General features: G+C 60.0%; 21 protein-coding genes. 8 read left to right on the forward strand and 13 right to left on the reverse strand.

The window, feature by feature from the left end:
* Positions 1-10 precede the first annotated feature (10 nt).
* Entirely contained in the window at positions 11-748 is a 738-nt protein-coding gene (locus PL597_RS01530; protein ID WP_142911943.1) for a sulfate transporter family protein, read from the forward strand.
* Here the strand turns inward: PL597_RS01530 and nth are convergent.
* Positions 710-1492, reverse strand: coding sequence for an endonuclease III (gene nth, locus PL597_RS01535; RefSeq protein WP_271364461.1), 783 nt, complete (start codon positions 1490-1492; stop codon positions 710-712). The genes PL597_RS01530 and nth overlap by 39 nt on opposite strands.
* A 37-nt stretch (positions 1493-1529) precedes the next feature.
* Here nth and PL597_RS01540 point away from each other — a divergent pair, with 37 nt between their 5' ends.
* Together PL597_RS01540 and PL597_RS01545 are read left to right on the forward strand one after the other, a co-directional pair.
* Positions 1530-2012: a DUF2244 domain-containing protein gene (locus PL597_RS01540; RefSeq protein WP_271364462.1), complete on the forward strand. Its 483-nt coding sequence runs from the start codon at positions 1530-1532 to the stop codon at positions 2010-2012.
* A gap of 260 nt (positions 2013-2272) precedes the next feature.
* The gene (locus tag PL597_RS01545; RefSeq protein ID WP_271364463.1) at positions 2273-3145 is read left to right on the forward strand and encodes a bifunctional helix-turn-helix domain-containing protein/methylated-DNA--[protein]-cysteine S-methyltransferase; all 873 of its coding nucleotides are present in this window, start codon (positions 2273-2275) and stop codon (positions 3143-3145) included.
* 202 nt (positions 3146-3347) lie between these two features.
* Here the strand turns inward: PL597_RS01545 and PL597_RS01550 are convergent, their stop codons facing one another.
* Entirely contained in the window at positions 3348-4337 is a 990-nt protein-coding gene (locus PL597_RS01550; protein WP_271364464.1) for a sugar-binding transcriptional regulator, read from the reverse strand.
* A gap of 206 nt (positions 4338-4543) precedes the next feature.
* On the opposite strand from PL597_RS01550, the gene tal reads away from it, so the two are divergent.
* Positions 4544-5509: a transaldolase gene (gene tal / locus PL597_RS01555; RefSeq protein ID WP_271364465.1), complete on the forward strand. Its 966-nt coding sequence runs from the start codon at positions 4544-4546 to the stop codon at positions 5507-5509.
* 106 nt (positions 5510-5615) lie between these two features.
* On the opposite strand, the gene PL597_RS01560 is transcribed toward tal, so the two are convergent.
* On the reverse strand, positions 5616-6389 hold the full coding sequence (locus PL597_RS01560; protein WP_269826480.1) for an IclR family transcriptional regulator: 774 nt from the start codon (positions 6387-6389) through the stop codon (positions 5616-5618).
* 199 nt (positions 6390-6588) lie between these two features.
* Between PL597_RS01560 and PL597_RS01565 the strand changes: the two genes are divergently transcribed.
* Positions 6589-7320 carry an SDR family oxidoreductase gene (locus PL597_RS01565; protein WP_271364466.1) on the forward strand — a complete coding sequence of 244 codons (732 nt, stop codon included), beginning with the start codon at positions 6589-6591 and terminating at the stop codon, positions 7318-7320.
* A 58-nt stretch (positions 7321-7378) separates the two neighbouring features.
* Here PL597_RS01565 and PL597_RS01570 read toward each other — a convergent pair whose 3' ends face one another.
* The 5 genes from PL597_RS01570 to PL597_RS01590 all read right to left on the reverse strand — a co-directional run bounded on the left by PL597_RS01570 (position 7379) and on the right by PL597_RS01590 (position 11249).
* Positions 7379-7552 (reverse strand): DUF1328 domain-containing protein, encoded by a 174-nt coding sequence (locus PL597_RS01570; RefSeq protein ID WP_003499086.1) that lies wholly within the window; start codon positions 7550-7552, stop codon positions 7379-7381.
* 212 nt (positions 7553-7764) lie between these two features.
* The gene (locus PL597_RS01575; protein ID WP_271364467.1) at positions 7765-8619 is read right to left on the reverse strand and encodes a metal ABC transporter permease; all 855 of its coding nucleotides are present in this window, start codon (positions 8617-8619) and stop codon (positions 7765-7767) included.
* Positions 8616-9476, reverse strand: a complete 861-nt coding sequence (locus tag PL597_RS01580; protein ID WP_137411597.1) for a metal ABC transporter permease — start codon at positions 9474-9476, stop codon at positions 8616-8618. Before PL597_RS01580 ends, PL597_RS01575 begins: the two co-directional genes overlap by 4 nt.
* Entirely contained in the window at positions 9457-10362 is a 906-nt protein-coding gene (locus PL597_RS01585; RefSeq protein ID WP_162520336.1) for a manganese/iron ABC transporter ATP-binding protein, read from the reverse strand. Before PL597_RS01585 ends, PL597_RS01580 begins: the two co-directional genes overlap by 20 nt.
* Positions 10359-11249 (reverse strand): metal ABC transporter substrate-binding protein, encoded by an 891-nt coding sequence (locus PL597_RS01590; protein WP_165691337.1) that lies wholly within the window; start codon positions 11247-11249, stop codon positions 10359-10361. Before PL597_RS01590 ends, PL597_RS01585 begins: the two co-directional genes overlap by 4 nt.
* Before the next feature lie 284 nt (positions 11250-11533).
* Between PL597_RS01590 and PL597_RS01595 the strand changes: the two genes are divergently transcribed.
* Positions 11534-12463, forward strand: a complete 930-nt coding sequence (locus PL597_RS01595; protein ID WP_244614214.1) for a hypothetical protein — start codon at positions 11534-11536, stop codon at positions 12461-12463.
* A 175-nt stretch (positions 12464-12638) separates the two neighbouring features.
* On the opposite strand, the gene lysS is transcribed toward PL597_RS01595, so the two are convergent.
* From lysS to PL597_RS01620, 5 genes are all read right to left on the reverse strand, one after another.
* On the reverse strand, positions 12639-14138 hold the full coding sequence (gene lysS / locus PL597_RS01600; protein ID WP_269826485.1) for a lysine--tRNA ligase: 1500 nt from the start codon (positions 14136-14138) through the stop codon (positions 12639-12641).
* Positions 14139-14389: 251 nt separating this feature from the next.
* On the reverse strand, positions 14390-15847 hold the full coding sequence (gltX, locus tag PL597_RS01605) for a glutamate--tRNA ligase (protein ID WP_269823563.1): 1458 nt from the start codon (positions 15845-15847) through the stop codon (positions 14390-14392).
* Between the two features lie 236 nt (positions 15848-16083).
* Positions 16084-17856, reverse strand: coding sequence for an SLC13 family permease (locus PL597_RS01610; RefSeq protein ID WP_077985021.1), 1773 nt, complete (start codon positions 17854-17856; stop codon positions 16084-16086).
* Between the two features lie 240 nt (positions 17857-18096).
* Positions 18097-18855 carry a TerC family protein gene (locus tag PL597_RS01615; protein WP_077985298.1) on the reverse strand — a complete coding sequence of 253 codons (759 nt, stop codon included), beginning with the start codon at positions 18853-18855 and terminating at the stop codon, positions 18097-18099.
* A gap of 163 nt (positions 18856-19018) precedes the next feature.
* Complete coding sequence (locus PL597_RS01620) at positions 19019-19705, reverse strand: TetR/AcrR family transcriptional regulator (RefSeq protein ID WP_080795819.1); 687 nt, start codon at positions 19703-19705, stop codon at positions 19019-19021.
* A gap of 160 nt (positions 19706-19865) precedes the next feature.
* On the opposite strand from PL597_RS01620, the gene PL597_RS01625 reads away from it, so the two are divergent.
* Together PL597_RS01625 and PL597_RS01630 are read left to right on the forward strand one after the other, a co-directional pair.
* Positions 19866-21080 (forward strand): HlyD family secretion protein, encoded by a 1215-nt coding sequence (locus tag PL597_RS01625; RefSeq protein ID WP_137411603.1) that lies wholly within the window; start codon positions 19866-19868, stop codon positions 21078-21080.
* 34 nt (positions 21081-21114) lie between these two features.
* The gene (locus PL597_RS01630) at positions 21115-22698 is read left to right on the forward strand and encodes a DHA2 family efflux MFS transporter permease subunit (protein WP_142911934.1); all 1584 of its coding nucleotides are present in this window, start codon (positions 21115-21117) and stop codon (positions 22696-22698) included.
* Positions 22699-22837 lie beyond the last annotated feature (139 nt).

The raw sequence follows: 22837 nt of genomic DNA on the forward strand, positions 1-22837 counted from the left end.
GGAGTTCCAGATGATTTTTGATGCGGCGAGGCTTGCCTTCCACAATCTCTTTGCCGCCGAAACCCGGTCGGTATTCTGGAAGGTTCTGGGGCTCACGCTTCTCGTGCTTGCGGCGCTGTGGTTCGCCATCCGCTCGATCTTCATTTATTTCGCCCTGCCGTGGGTGGATGCGCTGATCCCCGGCGTGCCGGACTGGGCGGGCTGGCTGACCTTCGTTTTCGCCATTTTCGCGGGTATCGGGCTGGCGCTGGCGCTCGCGCTGCTCATTTCGCCGGTCACCGCCGTCATTGCCGGCCTGTTTCTCGACGATGTCGCCGAAGTGGTTGAGAAAAAGAACTATCCGAACGATCCGCCGGGCAACGCGATGCCGGTCGGCGAGGCCGTTCTGTCGTCCATCAAGTTCTTCGGTGTCGTTATTGCCGGCAACCTTGTCGCGCTGTTGCTGCTTCTGGTGCCGGGTATCAATCTCATCGCGTTTTTCCTGGTGAACGGCTACCTGCTCGGCCGGGAATTCTTCGAGTTCGCGGCGATGCGTTTCCGCTCGCCCGCCGAAGCGAGGTTGTTTCGCTCAAAACACCGCGCCACCGTCTTCATGGCCGGGCTGGTGATAGCGGCCTTTCTGGCGGTGCCGTTCCTCAATCTGCTGACGCCGCTTTTTGCCGCCTCGATGATGGTACATCTGCACAAGGCCGTCAGCCGACGCGACCCCTCATTCGCCGTGGGCCGCACCGAACAATTGCGCGGGTAACTCCACCAGCGGTGCTGGAATATCGAAGGTCTTTTCCGGCGATTTGCAGATATCGGCAATCACGCAGCGCTCGCATTCCGGCTTGCGGGCCTTGCAGCAATAACGCCCATGCAGGATCAGCCAGTGATGCGCATGGAACAGATATTGTTCGGGAATGATGCGGACCAGCCGGTCTTCAACCTCGTCAGGGGTTTTGCCCGGCGCAAGACAGAGCCGGTTGGCAATGCGAAACACATGTGTGTCCACCGCAAGTGTGGGCACGCCGAAGGCCATCGACATCACCACATTGGCGGTCTTTCGGCCAACACCGGGCAGGGTTACCAGTTCCTCGCGGGTTTTTGGTACCTCGCCGCCGAAATTGTCGATCAGCATCTGCGATAGCGCGATGACGTTTTTTGCCTTGTTGCGATAAAGGCCGATGGTCTTGATATGGCCGATTAGCTGTTCTTCGCCGAGCGCCAGCATTTTTTCCGGCGTATCGGCCACCTTGAACAGGGCGTGTGTGGCGCGATTCACGCCGACATCGGTCGCCTGCGCGGAAAGCGCCACGGCGACCAGCAGGGTGAAGGGATTGGTGTGTTCCAGCTCGCCTTTCGGCTCCGGCCGCTGGATGGAAAAGCGGCGGAAGATTTCGGTGAGCTCGTCCTTCGAATAGGCGGTCTTTGCTCGCACCGATTTGCGCCGCTGCGCTGGAATTGACTTTTTTAATGTTTGGGTGCTGGATCGTTTCTTGGCGACTGTCATGCTCTATCTATAGCCAGCGCGGCCAAAGGAAAGCAACGTGGATACGCTCAATGACCAGCCGATTTTCGCGGCGGAACTCGTTCCGCACCGTTCGCTTGGCCGACGTGGTTTTCGGCTGCTTCTCCTCCTCACCGGTTTTGCCTGTCTTATCTATGGCGGTTTTTTTCTCGCCACAGGTGCGTGGCCTATCGGCCTGTTTTTCGGGCTGGATTTCCTGCTGCTTTATGTCGCCTTCCGCGCCAATTACCGGGCGGCGAAAGCGCGGGAAGAGGTCAGCGTGTCGCACACCAACCTGTCGATCCGCAAATTCACTCCCGCCGGACGCATGGTGGAATATCGTTTTAATCCGTTCTGGGCGCGCTTCCGGGTGAGGCGGCATGACGAGATCGGCATCGTTTCCATGCATGTGACGGGTGAGGGCCGGGCGACAGATATCGGTTCGTTCCTCAATCCGGATGACAGGGAAAGCTTTGCCAGGGCCTTCGGCGGTGCGCTGGCGACGGTGCGGCGGCGGATGTAGAGCGATAAGGAAACGTCGTCGCACGCTCTTCCCTCGTCCCTGTGCTTGTCACAGGGATCCAGCCAGCCCAAGTCCTTGGGCTGACAAGACTCTTCCCGCCGCGCAGACGCGCGTTGGCTGGATTCCCGTGACGAGCACAGAAGGTGGTGGGAAGGCTCCGGCATAGAGAACATTTGCGTCGTGTATCGTGATGCCGCGCAAGAAACGGGTGGAGACCGGCGCGCTTTAGTGGTTTTCTCCGGCCCGTTAGGAGACATGCGATGAACGCCAATATCATGCTGAACGAAGACATCACCCCCATCGGCTCGGATTACGATACGGTGCGCGGGGTTATCGAGCTTTTGACGCTGGATTATCGCGAGCAACCCTCCCTCGAAGCTATCGCTGCCAGGCTTGGCCAGTCGCCGACGCAATTGCAGAAGACTTTTACCCGCTGGGCCGGCCTTTCGCCCAAGGCCTTCCTGCAGGCCGTGACGCTCGATCACGCCAAGCGGCTGCTGCGCGAAGAGGATCTGCCGCTGCTTGAAACATCGATCGAGGTCGGCATGTCCGGTCCGGGACGCCTGCACGATCTGTTCGTCACCCATGAGGCCATGTCGCCCGGCGAATGGAAGGCGAAGGGCGGCGGGCTGACGATCCGTTACGGTTTTCACGCTTCGCCCTTCGGGCTTGCGCTGGTCATGATCACCGATCGCGGCCTTGCGGGCTGCGCCTTTGCCGATCCGGGCGAGGAAAGGGCCTGTTTCGAGGATATGGCCGGCCGCTGGCCGAATGCGGATTATGTGGAGGATCGCGACGCGACCGCGCCCTATGCCGCGCGCATCTTCGAACCGTCCCTATGGTCGGCAGACAGGCCGCTGCGTGTCGTGCTGCTCGGCACGGATTTTCAGGTACGGGTCTGGGAAAGCCTGCTGAAAATCCCGATGGGCCGCGCCGTCACCTATTCGCACATCGCCTGCGATATCGGCCAGCCCACCGCATCCCGCGCCGTGGGTGCCGCTGTTGGTGCGAACCCGGTGTCCTTTGTTGTTCCGTGCCACCGTGCCGTTGGTAAAAGCGGAGCTCTGACGGGCTACCATTGGGGCCTGACGCGCAAGCGTGCGATGCTGGGATGGGAAACGGGAAAGGCGTGACGCTGACGATCGGCTATTCCCTCTATTCCTCATCCCTGTGCTTGTCACAAGGATACAGCCAGCCCAAGTCTTTCGGCTGAAAGAACTCTTCCCGCCATGCAGACGCAAGGCGACTGGATTCCTGTGACGAGCACAGGAGGGAGGGGTGGAGAGCCGACGCAAGAGACGCTCGTGAGGATCGCGCCGAATGAGCCGAAGACGCCTAAACCAGTTCCATCAAGGCCCGCGCTGCCGCCTCATCCGTAATCAGCGTATTGCAGCCGATGCGCTTGATCGTGGCGCGGATGGCGATGGCGCGGTGGGCGCCGCCGGAGGCGAGTACGATGTGTTTGGCCTTGCGCAGCGTATCGAGATCGATCGCCATGGCGCGCTGGTTGATCGGATGATCGACGGAGCGGCCTTCGGCATCGATGAAGTTGAACATGGTGTCACAGACGCAGCCGGCGTCGACGAGTTCGCGCAACGTCTCCCTGGAGATGAAACCTTCCGACAGCGAGGTGGAATGCGTGCCGATATCGCCGCAGGAAACGATGGCGAGATCGAGCGTCTCGGCGAGATCGTAAAGCGTCGCCAGCCCGCATTTTTCGATCAACGCCCGTTTGGTCTCGACCGAATCCACCAAAAGCGGCGCGAGGAACATGTAACATTCCGCCCCGAGCGCACTTGCCAGCCGCCAGGTGTAATCGAGCGGGTTTGTCTGGTGCACGGCGACGATACCGCCGAGCAGGGAGACGACCTTGCAGTTTTCCCGCCGCGGTGGGCGGAAGCTGGAGAGCGAGGCGGTCATGGTGCGCCCCCAGCCGACGCCGATGGTGGCGCCGTTCGGTACCACTTCGGAGAGGAACTGCCCGAGGGCGAGGCCAACGGCCTTGGCGGTGCCTTCCACGCTTGTCTTGCTGGCGGTAGATAGGCCGGGCGAGGGGATGATGACGGCCTCGTCCAGCCCGTAGGCTGCCTCCAGCTGGCCGGCCAGCGAGACGAAATCCTCGATCCCTTCATTGATCCAGATCTGCACTTCGGAGCGTTTCATTGCCTCGTCCAGCAGGCGGATGACGGTAGAGCGGCTGATCCCCAGTCTTTCGGCGACATCTTTTTGCGTCATGCCCTGGTTATAATAGAGCCATGCCGCGCGCAGCCTCAACGAAGCCGCTTCCGAATAGGTCGTATGGGTCTCTCTTCTCAGTTTCGCCACGGTTTTCGCCATTCCTTATGTGCAGTCGAGTATCGCAGGCATGAAACTTATGTCAATTGCGATGCGCAAATGTCTTGACTTTCAACCGCGCCGCTTGCGATAGTCGGAGCCGGACAGAACCGTGATTTCGGCCTTGGGCGCACCCCGGTGCGGGAACGAAAAGACGGCTGAGCAAGTTTACCAGAGATCATGAAGGATCATTCGCCATGACGTCCAAACTCGAACAACTTCGCGCCATCACCACGGTTGTTGCCGATACCGGCGACATCGAGGCGGTCGCACGCCTGAAGCCGGTGGATTGCACCACCAACCCGACCATCGTTCTCAAAGCGCTTGGCACGCCAGCCTTTGCCGACGCGGTGAAGGAAGCCGTTGCCTGGGGCAAAAAGCAGGGCGGCCAGTCCGACGCCGTCGTTGCTGCCGTTGCCGACCGTCTGGCGATTTCCGTCGGTGCGGCCCTTGCCGGTCTGGTTCCCGGCCGTGTCTCGACCGAAGTCGATGCGGACCTCTCTTTCGATACGGAAGCCTCCATCGCCAAGGCGCGCCATATCATTGCCGCCTACAAGGAGCGCGGAATCGAGCGTGAACGCATCCTCATCAAGCTAGCCTCCACCTGGGAAGGCATAAAGGCCGCCGAAGTGTTGCAGTCCGAAGGCATCGACTGCAACCTGACGCTCCTGTTCTCGCAGGCCCAGGCGATTGCCTGCGCCGAAGCCAAGGTCTTCCTCATCTCGCCCTTCGTTGGCCGTATCCTCGACTGGTACAAGAAGTCGACCGGTGAGACCTACACCGCCGAGACCGACCCGGGTGTCGTTTCCGTGCGCGGCATCTACAATTATTATAAGGCCAATGGCATCAGCACCGTCGTCATGGGCGCCTCGTTCCGCAATGTCGGCGAAATCGAAGCGCTGGCCGGTTGCGACCGCCTGACGATCAGCCCGGCGCTGCTCGAAGAGCTGGACAAGGACACCGGCAAGCTCGAGCGCAAGCTTTCGGCCGACAACGTCAAGGCCGAGCCGCTGCAGACGCTTGACGAAAAGGCTTTCCGCTGGGCGATGAACGAAGACGCTATGGCTACCGAGAAACTTTCCGAAGGCATCCGCCTCTTCGCCAAGGATCTTGTGACGCTGCGCGAGATGGTCCGCAAGGAACTGACGCTGGCTGCGGCCTGATACAAAAAGGGGGAACCATCCACGTTCCCCTGACGTTTAAGAGATATAAATCTCCAGTCACTCAAAACGCGATCGGGTCCCTGCCGGTCGCGTTTTTTTGTGGGTTTCAGGAGTTTCCATTTCCGGTAGCCACTTCGGAAATCCGTTTTGCCGCCTCGCAGATCAGCGCTTCACAGGCCTCGCGTGTCGGGGCCTTGCCGCCGAGCGGCGTGATATAGGGGCAGGTGATGACGGCGAGCGCCGTCCCGTCCAGCGTCAGCACCGGTGCGGAAATATTGCGCACGCCGGCGGTCTGAAGGCTATCCATGGATTCGAAACCGTTTTTGCGCACCTCCGCCAGCCGCCCGGCGAGGTCCGGCGGCACGGTTTCGCCGCTGCCGCGCACCTGTTCGGTTATCATGATCTGGCGCTGCGCCTCGGTCTGGAAGGCCAGAAGCACATGGCCGGAGCCGGTGTGGAACAGGCTCATCTGCGCGCCGATCCGCATGGACATGGCCCAGTAGGTGGCGGATTCCTGCTGGGCGATGACGACGACGCTGCCGCGGTCATAAACGGCCAGATGACAGGCCTGCTCGGCGCTCGCCGAAAAATCGCGCATGACGGGTGCGGCGAAAGAGACCAGCCGGCGTATCGGTGCATGGAAATGGGCGAGCCCGAACATCTTCAGCGTAAGCGAGAACCGGTCGCCGTCAAGCCGCTGTACGTAGCCGCGGCGCACCAGTCGGTCCAGCATGCGATAAAGCTCGTTCGGGCTTTTACCGATAGACTTGGCGATCTCGATCTGCGTCAGCCCGCCATCGGTGCGGGCCAGAAGTTCGAGAATGTCTAGACCCTTGTCGAGGGCGGGAGCGCGATATCTTTCGCTGTCTTCGTCGGTCATCTGGCCTCGATGATGGTTCGTGTGTGCGCCCCGCGGGGTACGTTAAAATATGGTTGCCCGATACCCCGCATCCGCGCAAGTTTGCTTGACGCCATATGAATACCGCGTTTACATATGAATTGTCGATCCATATTTGAGATCATTCAAATTCAGCGTTCCAGTCCACGGCGGATGGGCGCGCCTTAGCGGGAGGCTATTCATGGTGCAGAATTTTAACGGCCGGACAGTGGTGATCACCGCCGCCGGTCAGGGTATCGGCCGGGCGACGGCGGAGCGCTTCATATCGCTCGGCGCGCGCGTCATCGCCACCGATATCAACGAGCAGGCGCTTTCCACCCTTAAAGGTGCGGAAACCCGGGTTCTGAACGTGCTTGATGGTGATGGCGTCAAGGATTTCGCCGCGGATATCGGCCATGCGGATGTGCTGTTCAACTGCGCCGGCTTCGTGCATTCCGGCACGATTCTCGATTGTGAAGAAAAAGACTGGGATTTCTCCTTCGATCTCAATGCCAAGGCCATGTACCGCACTTGCCGCGCCTTCCTGCCCGGCATGCTGGAAAAGGGCAAGGGCGCGATCGTCAACATGTCGTCGGTTGCTTCAAGTGTGAAGGGCGTGCCCAACCGTTTCGCCTATACCGCTTCCAAGGCGGCCGTCGTGGGTCTCACCAAGGCCATCGCCGCCGATTTCGTCACCAAGGGCATTCGCTGCAACGCCATTTGCCCCGGCACCGTCGACAGCCCGTCCTTGCATGACCGCCTGCGCGCCACTGGCAATTACGAACAGGCGCTGGCCGATTTCATCGCCCGCCAGCCGATGGGCCGTATCGCCACGCCGGAAGAAATCGCCGCACTTGTTACCTATCTCGCGTCGGACGAGGCTGGTTTCACCACCGGCCAGATTCATGTGATCGATGGCGGCTGGACGGGCTGATTATCTTTACTGGAAAGAGAAAAGGCGACCGGCATAAAACCGGGTCGCCTTTTTTCATTCAGACGACCGCGCTTCCGGCCATCAGTGCAAGCACGAGGAAGACCAGGAAGATCACCACGGCGATGAAGAACAGAATGCGGGCCACGCCCGCTGCGGCCGCCGAAATTCCGGTAAAGCCGAATACGCCTGCGATCAAAGAAATCACGAAGAAAATAAGAGCCCACTTCAGCATGGTGCTTCCCCTTTTGCATAATTTTCCCGAGCCTGACGCCCCGCGACTGGCTCAGTAAAATGACGCGCAAAAGGCGAAAATGTTCCACAAGCCCGCAAAAATCGTTGTTCTCGAGCATGTCCAGCAAAAGTGCGTTAGCGGTTTTGCGTTCGGACTGCGCAAAAGCAAAGAGAAAGAGCATTTCAGGTGAACCGGCTTTCACCGGAGATGCTCTAGAAGCCTGTCTCTCCCGCAGCATCGATCCGCCGGGCCTTCCAGGTGGTGCGGATGAAGGTGGCAACGAAAGCAAGGCTCATGAACATGACGATGGTGGGAGCTGGCGCACTGTCGATCAGGAAACTTAGCCATATGCCCGAAAGCGATGAGGCGACCGCTACCGTAATCGCCACCAGCAGCATGGCGGAAAAACGCCGGGTCAGCAGGAACGCGATTGCGCCCGGCGCGACCAGCATGGCGACTGAGAGAATGATGCCCACCGCCTTCAATGCACCGACGACGGTAAGCGATAACACCATCAGCAGACCATAATGCAGCAGGCGCACCGGCAGGCCGATGGCTTTGGCGTGTTGGGCATCAAAGGCGTTGACCAAGAGGTCCTTGCGCAGGATGCCGAGGAACAGCGTGGCGAAAAGTGCGATCACCCCTGTTTCCAACATGTCTGATGGCGCTATGCCGAGCATGTCGCCGAAGAGGATATGATCGAGATGGACATCGCTCTGCACCTTCACATAAAGCACCAGCCCCAGACCGAACATTCCCGAGAAGACGATGCCGAGCACCGTATCTTCCTTGATGCGGCTGTTTTCCTTGATGAAACCCGTGCCGAGCGCGCAGATCATGCCGGCGATGAAAGCACCGATGGAGAGCGGTATGCCAACGATATAGGCCACCACCACGCCGGGCAGCACGGCATGGGAAACCGCATCCCCCATCAGCGACCAGCCCTTCAGCACCAGAAAACAGGAGAGCATCGCCATTGGCACGGCGATCATCAATGTGATGATGAAGGCATATTGCATGAAGGGCAGCTGAAACGGCAGGATGGCGAGTTCGAGAGTGTCGTTCATGGCGTTTCCTCCAGTGCCTTGCGGGCCTTGGCGCGGGATGCGAGCAGGCCGTGCTTTGGCGCAAAAACGAAGGCGGCAAGGAAGATTGCGGTCTGTAGCACGACGATGACACCGCCGGTGGCGCCATCGAGGAAATAGCTGAGATAGGCGCCAACGAAGCTGGTGGCCGCGCCGATGATGAGGCTCATCAGGATCAGCCGCTCGAAACGGTCGGTCAGGAGATAGGCGGTGGCGCCCGGCGTCACCACCATGGCAACGACGAGGAAAGCCCCGACCGTCTGCAGGGCGGCAACCGTCGATGCGGCCAGCAGGGTGAAGAAGATCACCTTCAGCACTTCCGGTTTCAGCCCCACGGTGCGGGCATGGTTCTCATCGAAGAACACCACCATGAAGTCACGCCATTTCAGCGCCAGCACAATGAGGCTGATGCCGCCGATCAGCGCCAGCTGAATGGTGTCTTCCGCCGTGATAGCGAGAATATTGCCGAGCACGATGGTCTGTATATTCACCGAGGTGGGCGAGAGCGAGACCATGAATAGGCCAAGCCCGAAAAACGAGGTGAAGATCAGCCCGATGATGGCGTCTTCCTTCAGTCGCGTCTTCTGGTTCAGGAACAGCATGGAACCGGCTGCAAGCCCGCCGGACAGAAAGGCACCCAGCGAAAAGGGCAGGCCCAGCATATAGGCGCCCGCAACACCGGGAACGATGGCATGGGAAAGCGCATCGCCGATCAGCGACCAGCCCTTCAGCATCAGATAGGCGGAGAGAAAACCGCACACGCCGCCCACCAGTGCGCTGACCCAGATGGCGTTCAACATATAACCATAAGTGAAAGGCTCAAGAAGACTGCTTATCATCGACTTTTTCTTTCGGAGCCTCAGGATCGCGCCCGTTCTGGCCGTTCTTGCCGTAGATCACGAAAGGTCGCTCGTCATCGGTGATGACCTTCACCCGGCGTGGGTCGGCGTCGTCATGCAGGTCTGCCCCGCCGAGCACGAAGTGGCGCAGGCTGCCGCCGAAGGCCTTTTGCAGGTTCTCCTCGTTGAATGTATCCGCCGTCTTGCCCGATGCCAGCACCGTGCCCTTGACGAAGACCGCGCGGTCACAGAATTCCGGCACGCTGCCGAGATTATGGGTGGAAACCAGCATGACCCGGCCTTCGTCACGCAGCGCTTTCAGAAGCGCGACGATCTGCTCTTCCGTCGTCACATCGACACCGGTGAAAGGCTCGTCCAGCAGGATCACCTGACCCTCCTGCGCCAGCGCGCGGGCGAGAAACACCCGCTTCTTCTGCCCGCCGGAGAGCTCGCCGATCTGGCGCTTGCGATAGTCGAGCATGTTGACGCGTTTCAGCGCTTCCTCGACCATCTGGTGGTCGCGTTTCGACGGGATGCGCAGGAAATTCATGTGGCCATAACGGCCCATCATCACCACATCCTCGACCAACACCGGAAAACTCCAGTCCACCTCCTCGGCCTGCGGTACATAAGCGACGAGGTTCTTCCTGAGTGCTTCCTTCACCGGCAGGTCGAAAATCGAGACGGAACCGGCAGCCAGCGGCACGAAACCCATGATCGCCTTAAAAATCGTGGATTTGCCGGCGCCATTGACGCCGACAAGTGCAGTGATCGTTCCGCGGGGGATGGAAAAGCTGGCATTTCTTAATGCGGTGTGGCCGTTTCGATAGGTCACTGTCGCATTTTGAACCGTCAGGCCGCCTGCTTTTTTACTGCCCATTCTCATGAAGACAGCCCCTTGGCGATTGTTTCGCTGGTGACGCGCAGAAGGTCCAGATAGGTCGGAACCGGACCGTCCGCCTCGCTCAGCGAGTCCACATAGAGGATGCCGCCATAGGCTGCGCCGGTTTCCTTCGCCACCTGCTGGGCGGGATCGGCGGAAACCGTGCTTTCGCTGAAGATGACGTGGATATTGTGCTCGCGCATGGCGTCGATCACGCCGCGCACCTGTTGCGGTGTGCCCTGGCTGTCGGCATTGACCGGCCACAGGAACAGTTCCTTCAGGCCGAAATCGCGGGCGAGATAGGAAAACGCGCCTTCGCTCGTCACCAACCAGCGCTTGTTTTCAGGCAGAACGGAAAGCGTGTCGCGGATCGGCTGCACGGTGGCTCTGATCTTGTCCGAATAGGCCTTGGCATTGGCGGCATAGACATCCGCATGGGCAGGGTCGATATCCGTCAGGCCCTTGCGGATATTTTCCACGTAGATCAAGGCGTTATCGGGGGACATCCAGGCGTGCGGATTGGGTTTTCCCTGGTACGCCCCGCCGCTGATGGCCATGGGCTCCACGCCTTCGCTCACCGTCACGCTCGGCACGCCGGAGAGGTTGGCCAGGAACTTTTCGAACCACAATTCCAGATTGAGGCCGTTGCGAAGCACCAGATCAGCCTTGCGAGCTTTGAGAATATCGCGCGGCGTCGGCTGGTAGTTGTGAATTTCAGCGCCCGGCTTGGTGATGCTTTCCACCTCGGCCGCATCGCCCGCCACATTGCGCGCCATGTCGGCGATGATGGTGAAGGTCGTCACGACGGTCGGTTTTTCCTGAGCGAGGGCAGCACCGGGAAGGAAAAGCGAAAAAGCGAAAATGGCGTGGCGGATTTTATGGAAGTTCACGGGGCTCACCAGATTTTGTTGCGATTAATTCGCAATACCATCTGTTATAAAATCACGCTTGTCAACGCTATTGCAAATCATTCGCAAAATAGTGCATTTCGGAAATGTCCGAAATTGGCGCGTTTTTGCCGGTCTCGTGCCTATGGGATTAAACTTTTTTCAATGAGAAAGCGGCACTATCGCAAGGCTCGGACAGCGTGGTCCGGAGCTCGTCCCGCGTGTGTTCCTCATTCTTCGAGCCACGTTTCGGGGTGAGGGCGTAAGACGGGGTACTTGATGTCAGGATGTTGCGGGTGAAAGCTGTATTCGGACGAATGCGGTTTTCGCGCAAGCTCGTTATGATTGGAGGCGGGATCCTGCTTTTGGCGGGTGCGACCGGCTCTGCTGCCGTTTTTATCGGCAGCGAGCGGCTGCTCGGCCCATCCTACGCTTCTACCAACGGGCTTTCCTGCGACGCGGTCCAGACGGTCAATATCCGCAAGAACGGTTCCCTATGGGTCCGTAAATTCATTCGCACCCAGGGTGGTGACGGCGCAGAGCGGCTGAAGACGGCGCTTCGTGTCGCAAGGGCGGTTTACGACAAGCAGAAACCCGATCTGGTGCAGGTTTCCGTGCTGGACCAGAACGGTCCGCAACTGCGTTCGGAAATGCGCGGCCGCGCCATTGCCGCGCAGGTGGTCTTCATTCCCGATCCGGCAAAGATTCCCGAAGGCGCGGATGCCCATCGTTATTCCGCCTTCTATTATGACGGCGCGGCGAATGGCAGCGGCCAGTTTTACGGCCTGCGCATCGATCTGCCGCTCGAAGATACCGAGGCGCTGGCGGCAAGCCTCAGCGATTTGGCTGATTGCGCGACGCCCGCCACGGAGCCGGAAGCGGGCGGCCACGAAACCAAGTCCGCCACAGCTCACGGCGAAGGCAAGGGTGAGGCCGGCGGGGAACATGGTGCTGCGCCGAAAGAGCCTGGTCATGACGAAACGACACCCGAACCCCACGGTGAAACTCCGTCTCCCGAAGCGCATGGCGAACCGGCTGCCGACGAACTTCTGACCTCGACGCCGGAAGCCAGCGGCGGTAGCGTCTTCAGCCTGTCCTATCTGAAATCACTGATCTTCGGAAAGGGCTCGACGACCGCGCAGGCGGCGGAGGAGAAGGCAGCAGCGAGTGAGAATGTCGCTGCGGAAGAGCCGGGTGTGGGGACCCCGGGGCATTAAAGATAGCGGCCGCGATGGGATGTTGTTTGACATCCAGGCTGTCTTGCTCTCTTGGTCCGTTATACTCGACCGTCATTGTCGGGCCTGTCCCACCGCTGTCCGGTTTAAATTGATCGAAACGGCATAAGACTCTCATTTGAAGCAGGCGGCTTTTCGGCCGCCTGGCTTGATCCCCTCAATCCGCCTTGTTGCGGCGGGCCGGGAAGAGGATCACGTCGCGGATCGACGGGGCGTTGGTGAGCAGCATGATCAGGCGATCGACACCGATGCCGAGGCCGCCGGCGGGTGGCATGCCCTGGTCGATGGCGTCGAGGAACTCGTCGTCCAGCTGCTTGTCCTTTTCGCCGCGGGCGTGCGCTTGTTCCAGCTGCTCCACCATGCGGCGGCGCTGTTCTTCCGGGTCGTTGAGTTCGGAGAAGGCATTGCCCACTTCCCAGGCGTTGCAATAGCTCTCAAAACGCTCGACGAGGCGCGGCTCGCCCGGCACTTCCTTGGCGAAGGGCGAGATGTCCTTCGGGAAATGCGTCACATGGCTCGGCTGGATCAGCGTGCCTTCCACCTTTTCTTCAAAGATGAAAGCAAGGCATTCGCCCCAGGTCCAGTCCTTCTCGACGGCGAAACCGGCAGCCTTGGCGGCAGCGCGGGCTTCTTCGTCGGTCTTGATGGCGAGGAAGTCGATGCCCGTCGCTTCCTTTACCGCATCAGGCATCGGCACGCGCTTGAACGGGCCCTTGAAGGAGATCGTCTGGCCTTGGAATTCCACCTCGGTGGTGCCATGCAGCGAGATCGCGAGCGTCTCGAACAGCCGCTCAACGAGACCCATGATGTCCTCGTAATCAGCGTAAGCCCAGTAGCACTCCATCATGGTGAATTCAGGATTGTGCCGGGTGGAGACGCCTTCATTGCGGAAGTTGCGGTTGATTTCGAACACCTTGTCGGAAAGGCCCGATACCAGCGTGCGCTTCAGGAACAGTTCCGGCGCAATGCGCAGATACATGTCCATCTTCAGCGTGTTGTGGAAGGTCTTGAACGGATCAGCCGTCGCACCGCCATAAACGGTCTGCAACATCGGCGTCTCGACTTCGAGGAAACCTTCGGCTTCCATGAAACGGCGGATGCCGGAGAGAATCTTCGACCGCTGAAGGAAGCGCAGCTTGGATTCTTCGTTAGAGAGGATGTCGAGGTGGCGCTTGCGGTAACGCAGCTCGATGTCGGAGACGCCGTGCCACTTCTCCGGCATCGGCAGCAGCGACTTGGTCAGCATGGTGATTTCTTCGGCGTTGATTGTCAGTTCGCCGCGCTTGGTGCGGCGCACCTTGCCGGTTACGCCGATGATGTCGCCGATATCGATCATCGGCAGCAGGTTGCGAGCCGCTTCCGGCGTTGTATCCTTGTGAGAGAAGATCTGCACCTTGCCGGAGGCGTCATGGATATCCATGAACATGCCGGAATTGCGCGACGAATAAACGCGGCCCGCCACCGTTACCGTGTCGCCGGTTTCCGTGTCCGGTTCGATATCGGCATATTTTTCCGCCAGCTCCGCATTGGTCAGCGTGCGATGGAAATGCGCCGGATAGACATCGCCGATCTGCTCGCGCAGCAGCGCAAGTTTCTGGCGGCGCACTTCGGTGGCGTCGGAGGAAAGGGCGGTGGTTTCGGTCTTGGTGTCGGTCATGTTTTTTGCCTTAAGCGGGCTTGTTCGTTGCGGTTACCCTTTGCGCTCGGGGCTTACCTCCCCTCTGTCCTGCCGGACATCTCCCCCTCAAGGGGGGAGATCAGATGCCGCGCCCGCCCGTTCCATGGGCAAGGTGTCAGCCGCTTGTCGATCTCCCCCCTTGAGGGGGAGATGCCCGGCAGGGCAGAGGGGGGTACCCCAAGCAGAAGGGTATATTTCAGGATGCCGGCGTGAACGCCAACACCAAATTATCAGCTTCCGCTGCCAACCATCGTGGCCACAACGGTAATCGCAGCCTTCAGGCGCTGGCGCACCACAGAGCGGCCAAGCAGCGCCATCGAGTCAAACAGCGGCAGCGAGCGCGACGATCCGGACATGGCGACGAACAGCGGCGGGGTGACGACGCGCAGCTTCTTGCCGGTGCGTTCGGCGACATCGCGCAGCTCGGCCTCGATGGCTTCCACGTTCCAGTCAGGCATCTTTTCGAGGTCTGCTGCAACGGTGGTGAGAATTTCGTGGATTTCCTCCGGCTTGCTCTTCAGCCCGGCAAAGGAAGCGGGCGTCAGGCCAGCATCGCTTGCCAGCAGAAAGCCGGCAAGGTTCGGCAGCTCACCGAGCTTGGAAACGCGGCTCTGGGCAAGCTTCAGGCCCTCGGTCAGGCGGGAATTCTCCATCGCCCATTCCAGTGTGCGGGCAATGAACTCTTCCGGCGAGAGCTTTTCGCGCAGCCAGCGGCCGTTCAGCCAGTCCAGTTTCTGGATGTCGAAAATGGCGCCGGCTTTGGAAAGCGCCTCCGGGTCGAACTTTGCGGCGAGCTCTTCCATGGTGAGAAGCTCTTCGCCCTCGGCGATCTGGATGAAAAACAGGCCAAGGAAGTTCATCAGCGCTTCCGGCAGGTAACCGAGCGCAGAATAATAGGAGATCGAGGTCGGGTTCTTCCGCTTGGAAAGCTTCGACTTGTCGGCGTTGCGCATCAGCGAAAGATGCATGAACACCGGCTCCTGCCAGCCGAAATAACGGTAAAGCAGAATGTGCTTGGGCACAGATGCCAGCCATTCTTCGCCGCGCGCCACATGGCTGATCTTCATCAGGTGGTCGTCGATGACATTGGCCATGTGATAGGTCGGCATGCCGTCGGCCTTGATCAGCACCTGCATGTCGACGGAATCCCAGGGGATCGACACGTCGCCATAAACGCCGTCATGGAAATCGCACGACCCTTCGGTCGGAATTTTCATGCGCACGACGTTCGCTTCACCGGCGGCAACGCGGGCGGTCACCTCCTCGGCCTTCAGGTTGAGGCAATGGCCGTCATATTTCGGCGGCTTGCCGGCCGCGCGCTGGGCTTCGCGCATCTGCTCCAGCCGCTCGGGCGTGCAGAAACAGCGGAAGGCATGGCCTTTTTCGAGGAGTTCTTCGGCATATGGCCAATACATGGCCTTGCGCTCGGACTGGCGGTAGGGGCCGTGAGGGCCGCCGACATCGGGGCCTTCCGACCAGGTGAGGCCGGTCCAGCGCAGGGCTTCCAGCACCTTCTGCTCATATTCGAGGGTCGAGCGGGTGGCGTCGGTATCCTCAATGCGCAGGATGAACTCGCCGCCGTGTTTCTTGGCGAAGAGATAGTTGAACAGGGCGATATAGGCGGTGCCGACATGCGGCTCGCCGGTGGGGGAAGGTGCAATGCGGACGCGAACGCCGGAAGTGGTCATGAAATTCACTCGTCGTGACGTGGCAGTGACATCGGGGCGGCTTCACCCGTCTGTCACGTTGTTTTCGTTTGGATGCGGCAGGAAATCATGTCGGAAGGCACAATGAAAGCGTCTTTTACACATTCCCGTTCGGCTTCGGCTTAGGCCATATTCTACCGCAGGCGTCAAGGAAATACGAAGGCGACGCGGCTTCGCACGGCGGCGGTCCGCCCTGGTTCAGCACGCCGGTTCGCGTCCTAGTTCACGGGCCAGACGTAAAGTAGCATGGGAATGCTGGCGATGACGATCATGATAGACAGCGGCAGGCCAAGCCGCGGATAGTCGCTGAAGCGGTAACCGCCGGGGCCCATGACCAGAGTGTTGCACTGGTGGCCGATGGGGGTGAGGAAATCGCAACCCGCGCCAATTGCCACCGCCATCAGGAAGGCCTCTGGCTTGAAACCGAGTGTGGTGGCGAAACCGGCGGCGATGGGGGCCATGACCAGCACGGTGGCGGCATTGTTGAGAAAGGGCGTGACCGCCATGGCTGTGAGCAGGATCATGCCGAGCGCCGCAAAGGGCGGCAATCCCTGCGCGGCCTGGCCAAGCCAGGCGGCCATGAGTTCGCTTGCGCCGGTGGTGCGGAGCGAGTCGCTGACGGGAATGAGGGTGGCGAGCATGACGAGGATCGGTCCGTCAATGGATTTATAGACCTCGGTCAGCGGGATCGCACCGACGACGATCATCAGGAAGGCGGCTGCGAAAAAGGCGACGGAGACCGGCACCACCCCGCTGCCGGCGGCGATCATGGCGGCGGCGAGCACGATGACGGGCAAAAGCGCGCGGCGCTGCACGCCCAGCAGGATTTCCCGTTGCGCCAGCGGTAAGAGCGAAAATTCCTGCAGCACCTGCGGCAGGTTCTTGCGGCTTCCCTGTAGAAGAACGACATCGCCCGCCTGCAATGTCAGCTCGGAGAGCCGCTGGCTGACACGCTGGCCGCGCCGGCTGACGGCGATCAGGTTGACGCCGCGCGTATAAGAGAGTGAAAGCTCGCGCGCGGAAATGCCGCTCAGCACCGATTCATTGCTGATGACCGCCTCCATGGAAATGAGATCGGCGGTCTTCTGGCCGTTCTCCATCAGCGGCTTGCCGGAGAGCTGCAACTTTGCCTGGGAGACGATGCGGTCCAGCCCCTCCGGGCTGCCTTCGAGCAGAATAGTGTCGCCAGCTTTGAGCTTCACGTCGGGGAAGGGGGAGATGCGCCGCGGCCCGCGCAGGATCGTGCTGGCAATCACGTCGCCATCGGCCTGTTTCAGCAGCGTGCGCAGCGGCTTTTCCGCAAAGTTGCTGTCCGCCGGCAGCGTCGCTTCCGCCGTATAGGAGGCTTGGTCGAGAATATCCTCTACAGAGGCCTTTTCGCGGTTGCGCACCGGCAGAAGCCGGTAACCGAAGGTCAGGAAGATGATGCCGATGACGGTGAGGCCGGCTCCGACGGGCGTGAAGTCGAACATCGAAAAACTCTGCCCGGTCATTTCTTCGCGCAGTCGTGAGACGACGATATTGGGTGAGGTGCCGATCTGCGTCATCAGCCCGCCCAGGAGTGCGGCGAAGGCCATGGGCATCAGATAATAAGAGACCGGACTGCCGGACTTGCGGGCGAACTGGAAAGCGACCGGCATCATGATGGCGAGCGCGCCGATATTCTTGATGAAGGCTGACATGACCGCGACGACGATCATCAGGAAGGCAAGTTGCAGGCTCTTCGAATGCATTTCGGGAAAATATTTCTTGATCGTCATGTCGACGACGCCTGACCGCGCCACCGCCGAACTGACCACCAGAGCGCTGCCGACGATAATCACGATATCATCCGAAAACCCGGAAAAAGCCTTGTCGAAAGGCACGACGCCAAGAACCACCGCCACGAGCAGCGCACTGCAGGCGACGACATCGTAACGCAGCCTGTCCCAGATGAACGCAACCATCATGCCGGCGATGACGGTGAAGGCGAGGATCTGGTCTGTCGTCATGCTGGTTCATGCTTTCGAAGGAGAAGCGGAGAATGACTCTATCGACGAGGATATCAAAGAACGCAAGCCGGGGTGAAGCGGTTCCGGAGTGGAGACGGCCATTCCTGCCTTTCCGTCATGCCGGCCCTGAACCGGTATCCGGCCGCCGGGGCTCTCACGCGGCGGGAAGAGTTTTCTCAGCCCAAGGGCCTGGGCTGAAAATATGCGGGATCTGGTCCGGCATGACAAAAGGAAGTGCCGTCAATGCGCCTCTTCCGCGCTGGCCTTCTTCCTGCGCCTCGCATTGCGGGCGAGCATGTTGAGCAGTTCCACCAGCGCCGAGAACGCCATGGCGGCATAGACGTAGCCCTTCGGAACATGGAAGCCCATGCCTTCGGCGATCAGCGTTGTGCCGATCATCATCAGGAAGGCGAGCGCCAGCATGACGATGGTAGGGTTGCGCTCGATGAAGTTGGCGAGCGGCGTTGCGGCCAGCAGCATGACGGTGACGGCCACGATGACCGCGACGATCATGATCGGCAGATGCGGTGTCATGCCGACGGCGGTGATGATGCTGTCTACCGAGAAGACGAGGTCAAGCAGCAGGATCTGGCCGATGGCGGCGCCGAAATTCATCGCGGCCGGGCCGCCCACCATGTCTTCCTTGTGATCTTCCGGGTCGACATTGTGGTGAATTTCCTTCGTGGCCTTCCACATCAGGAAAAGACCGCCGGCGATGAGGATCATGTCCTTCCACGAGAAAGCATGGCCGAAGACTTCGAAGACCGGCGTGGTGAGCTGCACGATCCATGCGACGGTGCCGAGCAGGCCGAGGCGCATGATGAGCGCAAGGCCTATACCGATCTTGCGGGCTTTTTCGCGCTGTTCGGGCGGCAGCTTGTTGGTGAGGATGGAGATGAAGATCAGGTTGTCGATGCCGAGCACGACCTCCATGACGATCAGCGTGACGAGCGCCACCCAGGCGGCGGGGTCAGATAAAAGAGGGAGAATGGACTCCATCAGGTCGTTTTTCCTTTCAGCAACAAGGCCAGCCGAAACATTCGGTGGGTGGAACTTATAGCGCAATACGCGAGAAACAAGGAAATGATGGCTCCACAGCGCAGGATTTCATCGAAATTTCGCGCAGTCCGCGTATTGGCGTATTTTCCGTTGCTGAATGATTTCAGGCCTTGTCGGTTCCGTAGGCGGCCATGAATACCATAATGGCGCTGGCTATCACCCGGTCCAGCTCTTCTTCCGGAACCGGGCCTTCGATTTCTCCGAACAGGCGCAGCTTGAAGAAGGTGCCGGTGGAAAGCTCGATATATTGCCGGGCGGCCAGTTCCACGTCATCGACCTGCAGATGGCCGAGCGCGACATGATGTTCGATAAAATCCTGGAGCACGGTGCGGACATTGTTAGGCGCGGCGATGAAGAAGCGCTGCGCCAATTTCGGCATGCGGTCGATGACGCCGATGACCGACCGCATGGCCGGGATCATCTCGGAACAGATCATCTTGTTGGCGAAGGCCTTGCCGAATTGTCTCAGTCCGTCGCGCACCTCTTCGGTGCCGGCGAGAATATCGCGCATCGAGTTGGCGAATTCCTGCCGGTGGTGATCGACCAGCGCGGCGAACAGGTCCTCCTTGTTGGAGAAATAGACATAGATCGTGCCCTTGGAAACGCCCGCCTCGCGCGTGATGTCGTTCATGCTGGCGGCATCGAAACCCTTGCGCTTGAACACGCGCCAGGCACCTGCCAGAATCTGCTCGCGTTTGGCCGGGTCTTCGCCCGCCGCAAAACGCCCGGCGGCATTGCCCGGACAGCCCGTTTCCGTTTCCGTCTCCATATCCCTGTCTTCACCTGCCATCGCTACCGCCTCTTAGCATTGCAATGGCGTAAAAAAAATTAACCGAACGTCGAACCAATCGGTTCGATAACACTTGATATGTGTCAGGAAAGAGATTATGTCAATCGAACCGAACGGTTCAGTTCGAAAAACTTTCTTCAATCTATCACGGTAAGCTCTCATGTCGGCCCAGAAGAATAGCGCGGTTCGCGCCGTCAACGATGCGGAAGAGGCGGATATCTCCGCCAAGGCCGAGACCTCTCCCGCAAAGCCGGCCGAGGCTCCGGCCGCGCCGCCTGCTCAGACGACGGCTGCGCCGAAGCAGAAAAAGCGTTCCAAGCTTCTCCCCGTCATCGCCGTCGCCCTGCTGGCCGGTGCCGGCTGGTATGGTTATAACTGGTGGACCGACGGGCGCTTCCTTGTGTCGACGGACGACGCCTATATTGAAGGCGACATTGCCGTCATCGCCCCGAAGGTTTCCGGCTACGTCGCCAAGGTGAACGTCGTCGAGAACCAGGAAGTGAAGGCAGGCGATCCGCTGGTGACGCTGGACGACGGCGATTACCGCATCGCCCTTGAGCAGGCCGAAGCGCAGATCCGCACCGAAGAACTGTCGCTGAAGCGCATCGATGCGCAGATCATCGGCGGCGAGGCTGCACTGGAACAGGCGGTTGCCCAGAAGGGCGCGCTGGATGCCGCCCTTCGCGGCGCTGAAATCACCCAGAAGCGCGCGAGCGAGCTACAGGCGAAGGATGTCGGCACGGTCGCCGCCTCCGACAACGCGCAGGTCGCGCTTGATCAGGCCAAGGCGAATGTCGTGGCCGGCGATGCAGCCATCGCTTCGGCCAAGGCCAATGTGGAACTTCTGCGTGCCCAGCGCGAGGAAGCCGAAAGCACCATCCGTTCGCTGCAGCTCTCGCGTGACAAGGCCGCCCGTGACCTGTCCTTCACGGTTCTGAAGGCGCCCTATGACGGCGTCATCGGTAATCTGGCGGTGCAGAATGGCGATCTGGTGTCTGTCGGCAAGCGCCTGGCGTCGCTGGTGCCGATGAACGAGCTTTATATCGACGCCAATTTCAAGGAAACGCAGCTCGCCCGCGTTGTGCCGGGTTCGAAGGTTCGCGTCCATGTCGATGCTTTCGACGATGCGACCATCGAAGGCACGGTGCAGTCGATCTCGCCCGGCTCAGGCTCGGTCTTCTCCATGCTGCCGCCGGAAAACGCGACGGGCAACTTCACCAAGGTCATCCAGCGCGTGCCGGTTCGTATCGTCTTCTCCAAGGAAGACCTTGAAAAGCACAATCTGCGCGCCGGCCTCAGCGTTGTTGTCGATGTCGATACCCGCACGGCGCCGGAAACCACGAAAACGGCGCAAGCCAACCCGGAAGCCAAGTAAGGCGCATCGCTGATGCGCCGTTGAGGTCAAGATCATGGCGGCTACGGTTGTCGGTACGGGCGGGGCGTCCATCCCCGCCGATCCCCCGATGGACAGGCGCAGGCTCATCGCGTTTTTCGCGATGGTCTTCGGCATGTTCATGTCCATTCTCGACATTCAGATCGTCTCCGCCTCGCTTGCGGAAATCCAGGCCGGCCTCGGTGCCGGCTCGGATGAGATCGCCTGGGTGCAGACGTCCTATCTGATCGCGGAAGTGATCATGATCCCGCTGTCGGGCACGCTGGCGCGCATCCTCTCCACGCGGGTGCTCTTCGCCACTTGTGCTGCGGGCTTCACCATATCGAGCGCGCTCTGCGCCACCGCCACCAATATCGACCAGATGATCGTCTATCGCGCGATCCAGGGCTTTATCGGCGGCGGTATGATCCCGTCGGTCTTTGCGGCGGCCTTCACCATCTTCCCGCCGTCGAAGCGTTCTGTCGTCTCGCCGATCATCGGTCTTGTCGCCACGCTCGCACCCACCATCGGCCCGACGGTCGGCGGTTATCTTTCCAATGCCTTTTCCTGGCACTGGCTGTTCCTCGTCAACATTATCCCCGGCATCATCGTCACCATCCTGACCTGGAGCCTGATCGATTTCGACAAGCCGGAAAAGTCGCTCTGGAAGAAGTTCGACTGGTGGGGTCTGCTTTCGATGGCGGTTTTCCTCGGCTCGCTGGAATATGTGCTGGAAGAGGGCAACAACAAGGACTGGTTCAACGACGAACACATTGTGCTGGGCTCGATTGCGATGGTCGTCGGCGCCGTCGTGTTCTTCTGGCGCGCCTTCAAAGTGGAATTCCCTGTCGTGGATATCCGCGCCTTTGCCGACCGCAACTTCTCCATCGGCTCGCTCTTCTCCTTCGTCATGGGCATCGGGCTTTATGGCCTTACATATCTCTACCCGCTCTATCTCGGCCGGGTGAGGGGATATGATGCGCTGATGATCGGCGAGACCATGTTCGTATCCGGTCTTGCCATGTTCTTCACCGCGCCGATTGCCGGCAAGGTCTCCACCAAGCTCGATCCGCGCATCATGATGGCCATCGGCTTCATCAGCTTCGGCTGCGGCACATGGATCATGACGCATGTGACGACGGACTGGGATTTCTACGAGCTGTTGATCCCGCAAATCCTGCGCGGTTTCGGCCTGATGATGTGTATGGTGCCGATCAACAATATCGCGCTCGGCACGCTGCCGCCCGCCCGTATCCGCAATGCATCCGGCCTCTTCAACCTCACCCGTAACCTCGGCGGCGCGGTTGGTCTTGCCATCATCAACACCATGCTGTCGCAGCGCACGGACGACCATTATGTGCGGCTGGCCGAACATATCAGCTACTCCAACCCGCAGGCGCTGGAATGGCTGAACAATGTCGGCGCCAACTACGATTCCTACGGCCTGGACGGCGCCTCCGTCGCGGTCAAGAAAATGGTTGGCATGGTCTCGCAGCAGGCATGGATTTTGGCCTTCGCGGATGTGTTCTTCGCGCTGACGATCCTGTTCTCCAGCCTGATCTTCATGACCGTGCTGATTCAGAAACCCAAGGCAGCGCCGCCGCCAGACGCGGCGCACTGATAACAATTCCCTCCCATCCACCGCAGAGCTGGGGCCGTCGGAATGACGGCCCCTTTTTTGCGTCCGTCCAAAATTCCAATGCGGCTGTTGGCCGATTTCAGCTGTTGATCGCAACGGGCAATCCATGTATACCAATCAT

The sequence above is a fragment of the Agrobacterium sp. ST15.13.013 genome (assembly GCF_027956525.1).
Lineage (GTDB): Bacteria > Pseudomonadota > Alphaproteobacteria > Rhizobiales > Rhizobiaceae > Agrobacterium > Agrobacterium salinitolerans.

Bases quoted from the DNA above. Each gene is read 5' to 3' on its own strand.
- PL597_RS01530 (WP_142911943.1), top strand. From the start codon at position 11: ATGATTTTTGATGCGGCGAGGCTTGCCTTCCACAATCTCTTTGCCGCC.
- nth (WP_271364461.1), bottom strand. From the start codon at position 1,492: ATGACAGTCGCCAAGAAACGATCCAGCACCCAAACATTAAAAAAGTCA.
- PL597_RS01545 (WP_271364463.1), top strand. From the start codon at position 2,273: ATGAACGCCAATATCATGCTGAACGAAGACATCACCCCCATCGGCTCG.
- tal (WP_271364465.1), top strand. From the start codon at position 4,544: ATGACGTCCAAACTCGAACAACTTCGCGCCATCACCACGGTTGTTGCC.
- PL597_RS01560 (WP_269826480.1), bottom strand. From the start codon at position 6,389: ATGACCGACGAAGACAGCGAAAGATATCGCGCTCCCGCCCTCGACAAG.
- PL597_RS01565 (WP_271364466.1), top strand. From the start codon at position 6,589: ATGGTGCAGAATTTTAACGGCCGGACAGTGGTGATCACCGCCGCCGGT.
- PL597_RS01570 (WP_003499086.1), bottom strand. From the start codon at position 7,552: ATGCTGAAGTGGGCTCTTATTTTCTTCGTGATTTCTTTGATCGCAGGC.
- PL597_RS01575 (WP_271364467.1), bottom strand. From the start codon at position 8,619: ATGAACGACACTCTCGAACTCGCCATCCTGCCGTTTCAGCTGCCCTTC.
- PL597_RS01580 (WP_137411597.1), bottom strand. From the start codon at position 9,476: ATGATAAGCAGTCTTCTTGAGCCTTTCACTTATGGTTATATGTTGAAC.
- PL597_RS01585 (WP_162520336.1), bottom strand. From the start codon at position 10,362: ATGAGAATGGGCAGTAAAAAAGCAGGCGGCCTGACGGTTCAAAATGCG.
- PL597_RS01595 (WP_244614214.1), top strand. From the start codon at position 11,534: ATGTTGCGGGTGAAAGCTGTATTCGGACGAATGCGGTTTTCGCGCAAG.
- lysS (WP_269826485.1), bottom strand. From the start codon at position 14,138: ATGACCGACACCAAGACCGAAACCACCGCCCTTTCCTCCGACGCCACC.
- gltX (WP_269823563.1), bottom strand. From the start codon at position 15,847: ATGACCACTTCCGGCGTTCGCGTCCGCATTGCACCTTCCCCCACCGGC.
- PL597_RS01610 (WP_077985021.1), bottom strand. From the start codon at position 17,856: ATGACGACAGACCAGATCCTCGCCTTCACCGTCATCGCCGGCATGATG.
- PL597_RS01615 (WP_077985298.1), bottom strand. From the start codon at position 18,855: ATGGAGTCCATTCTCCCTCTTTTATCTGACCCCGCCGCCTGGGTGGCG.
- PL597_RS01620 (WP_080795819.1), bottom strand. From the start codon at position 19,705: ATGGCAGGTGAAGACAGGGATATGGAGACGGAAACGGAAACGGGCTGT.
- PL597_RS01625 (WP_137411603.1), top strand. From the start codon at position 19,866: ATGTCGGCCCAGAAGAATAGCGCGGTTCGCGCCGTCAACGATGCGGAA.
- PL597_RS01630 (WP_142911934.1), top strand. From the start codon at position 21,115: ATGGCGGCTACGGTTGTCGGTACGGGCGGGGCGTCCATCCCCGCCGAT.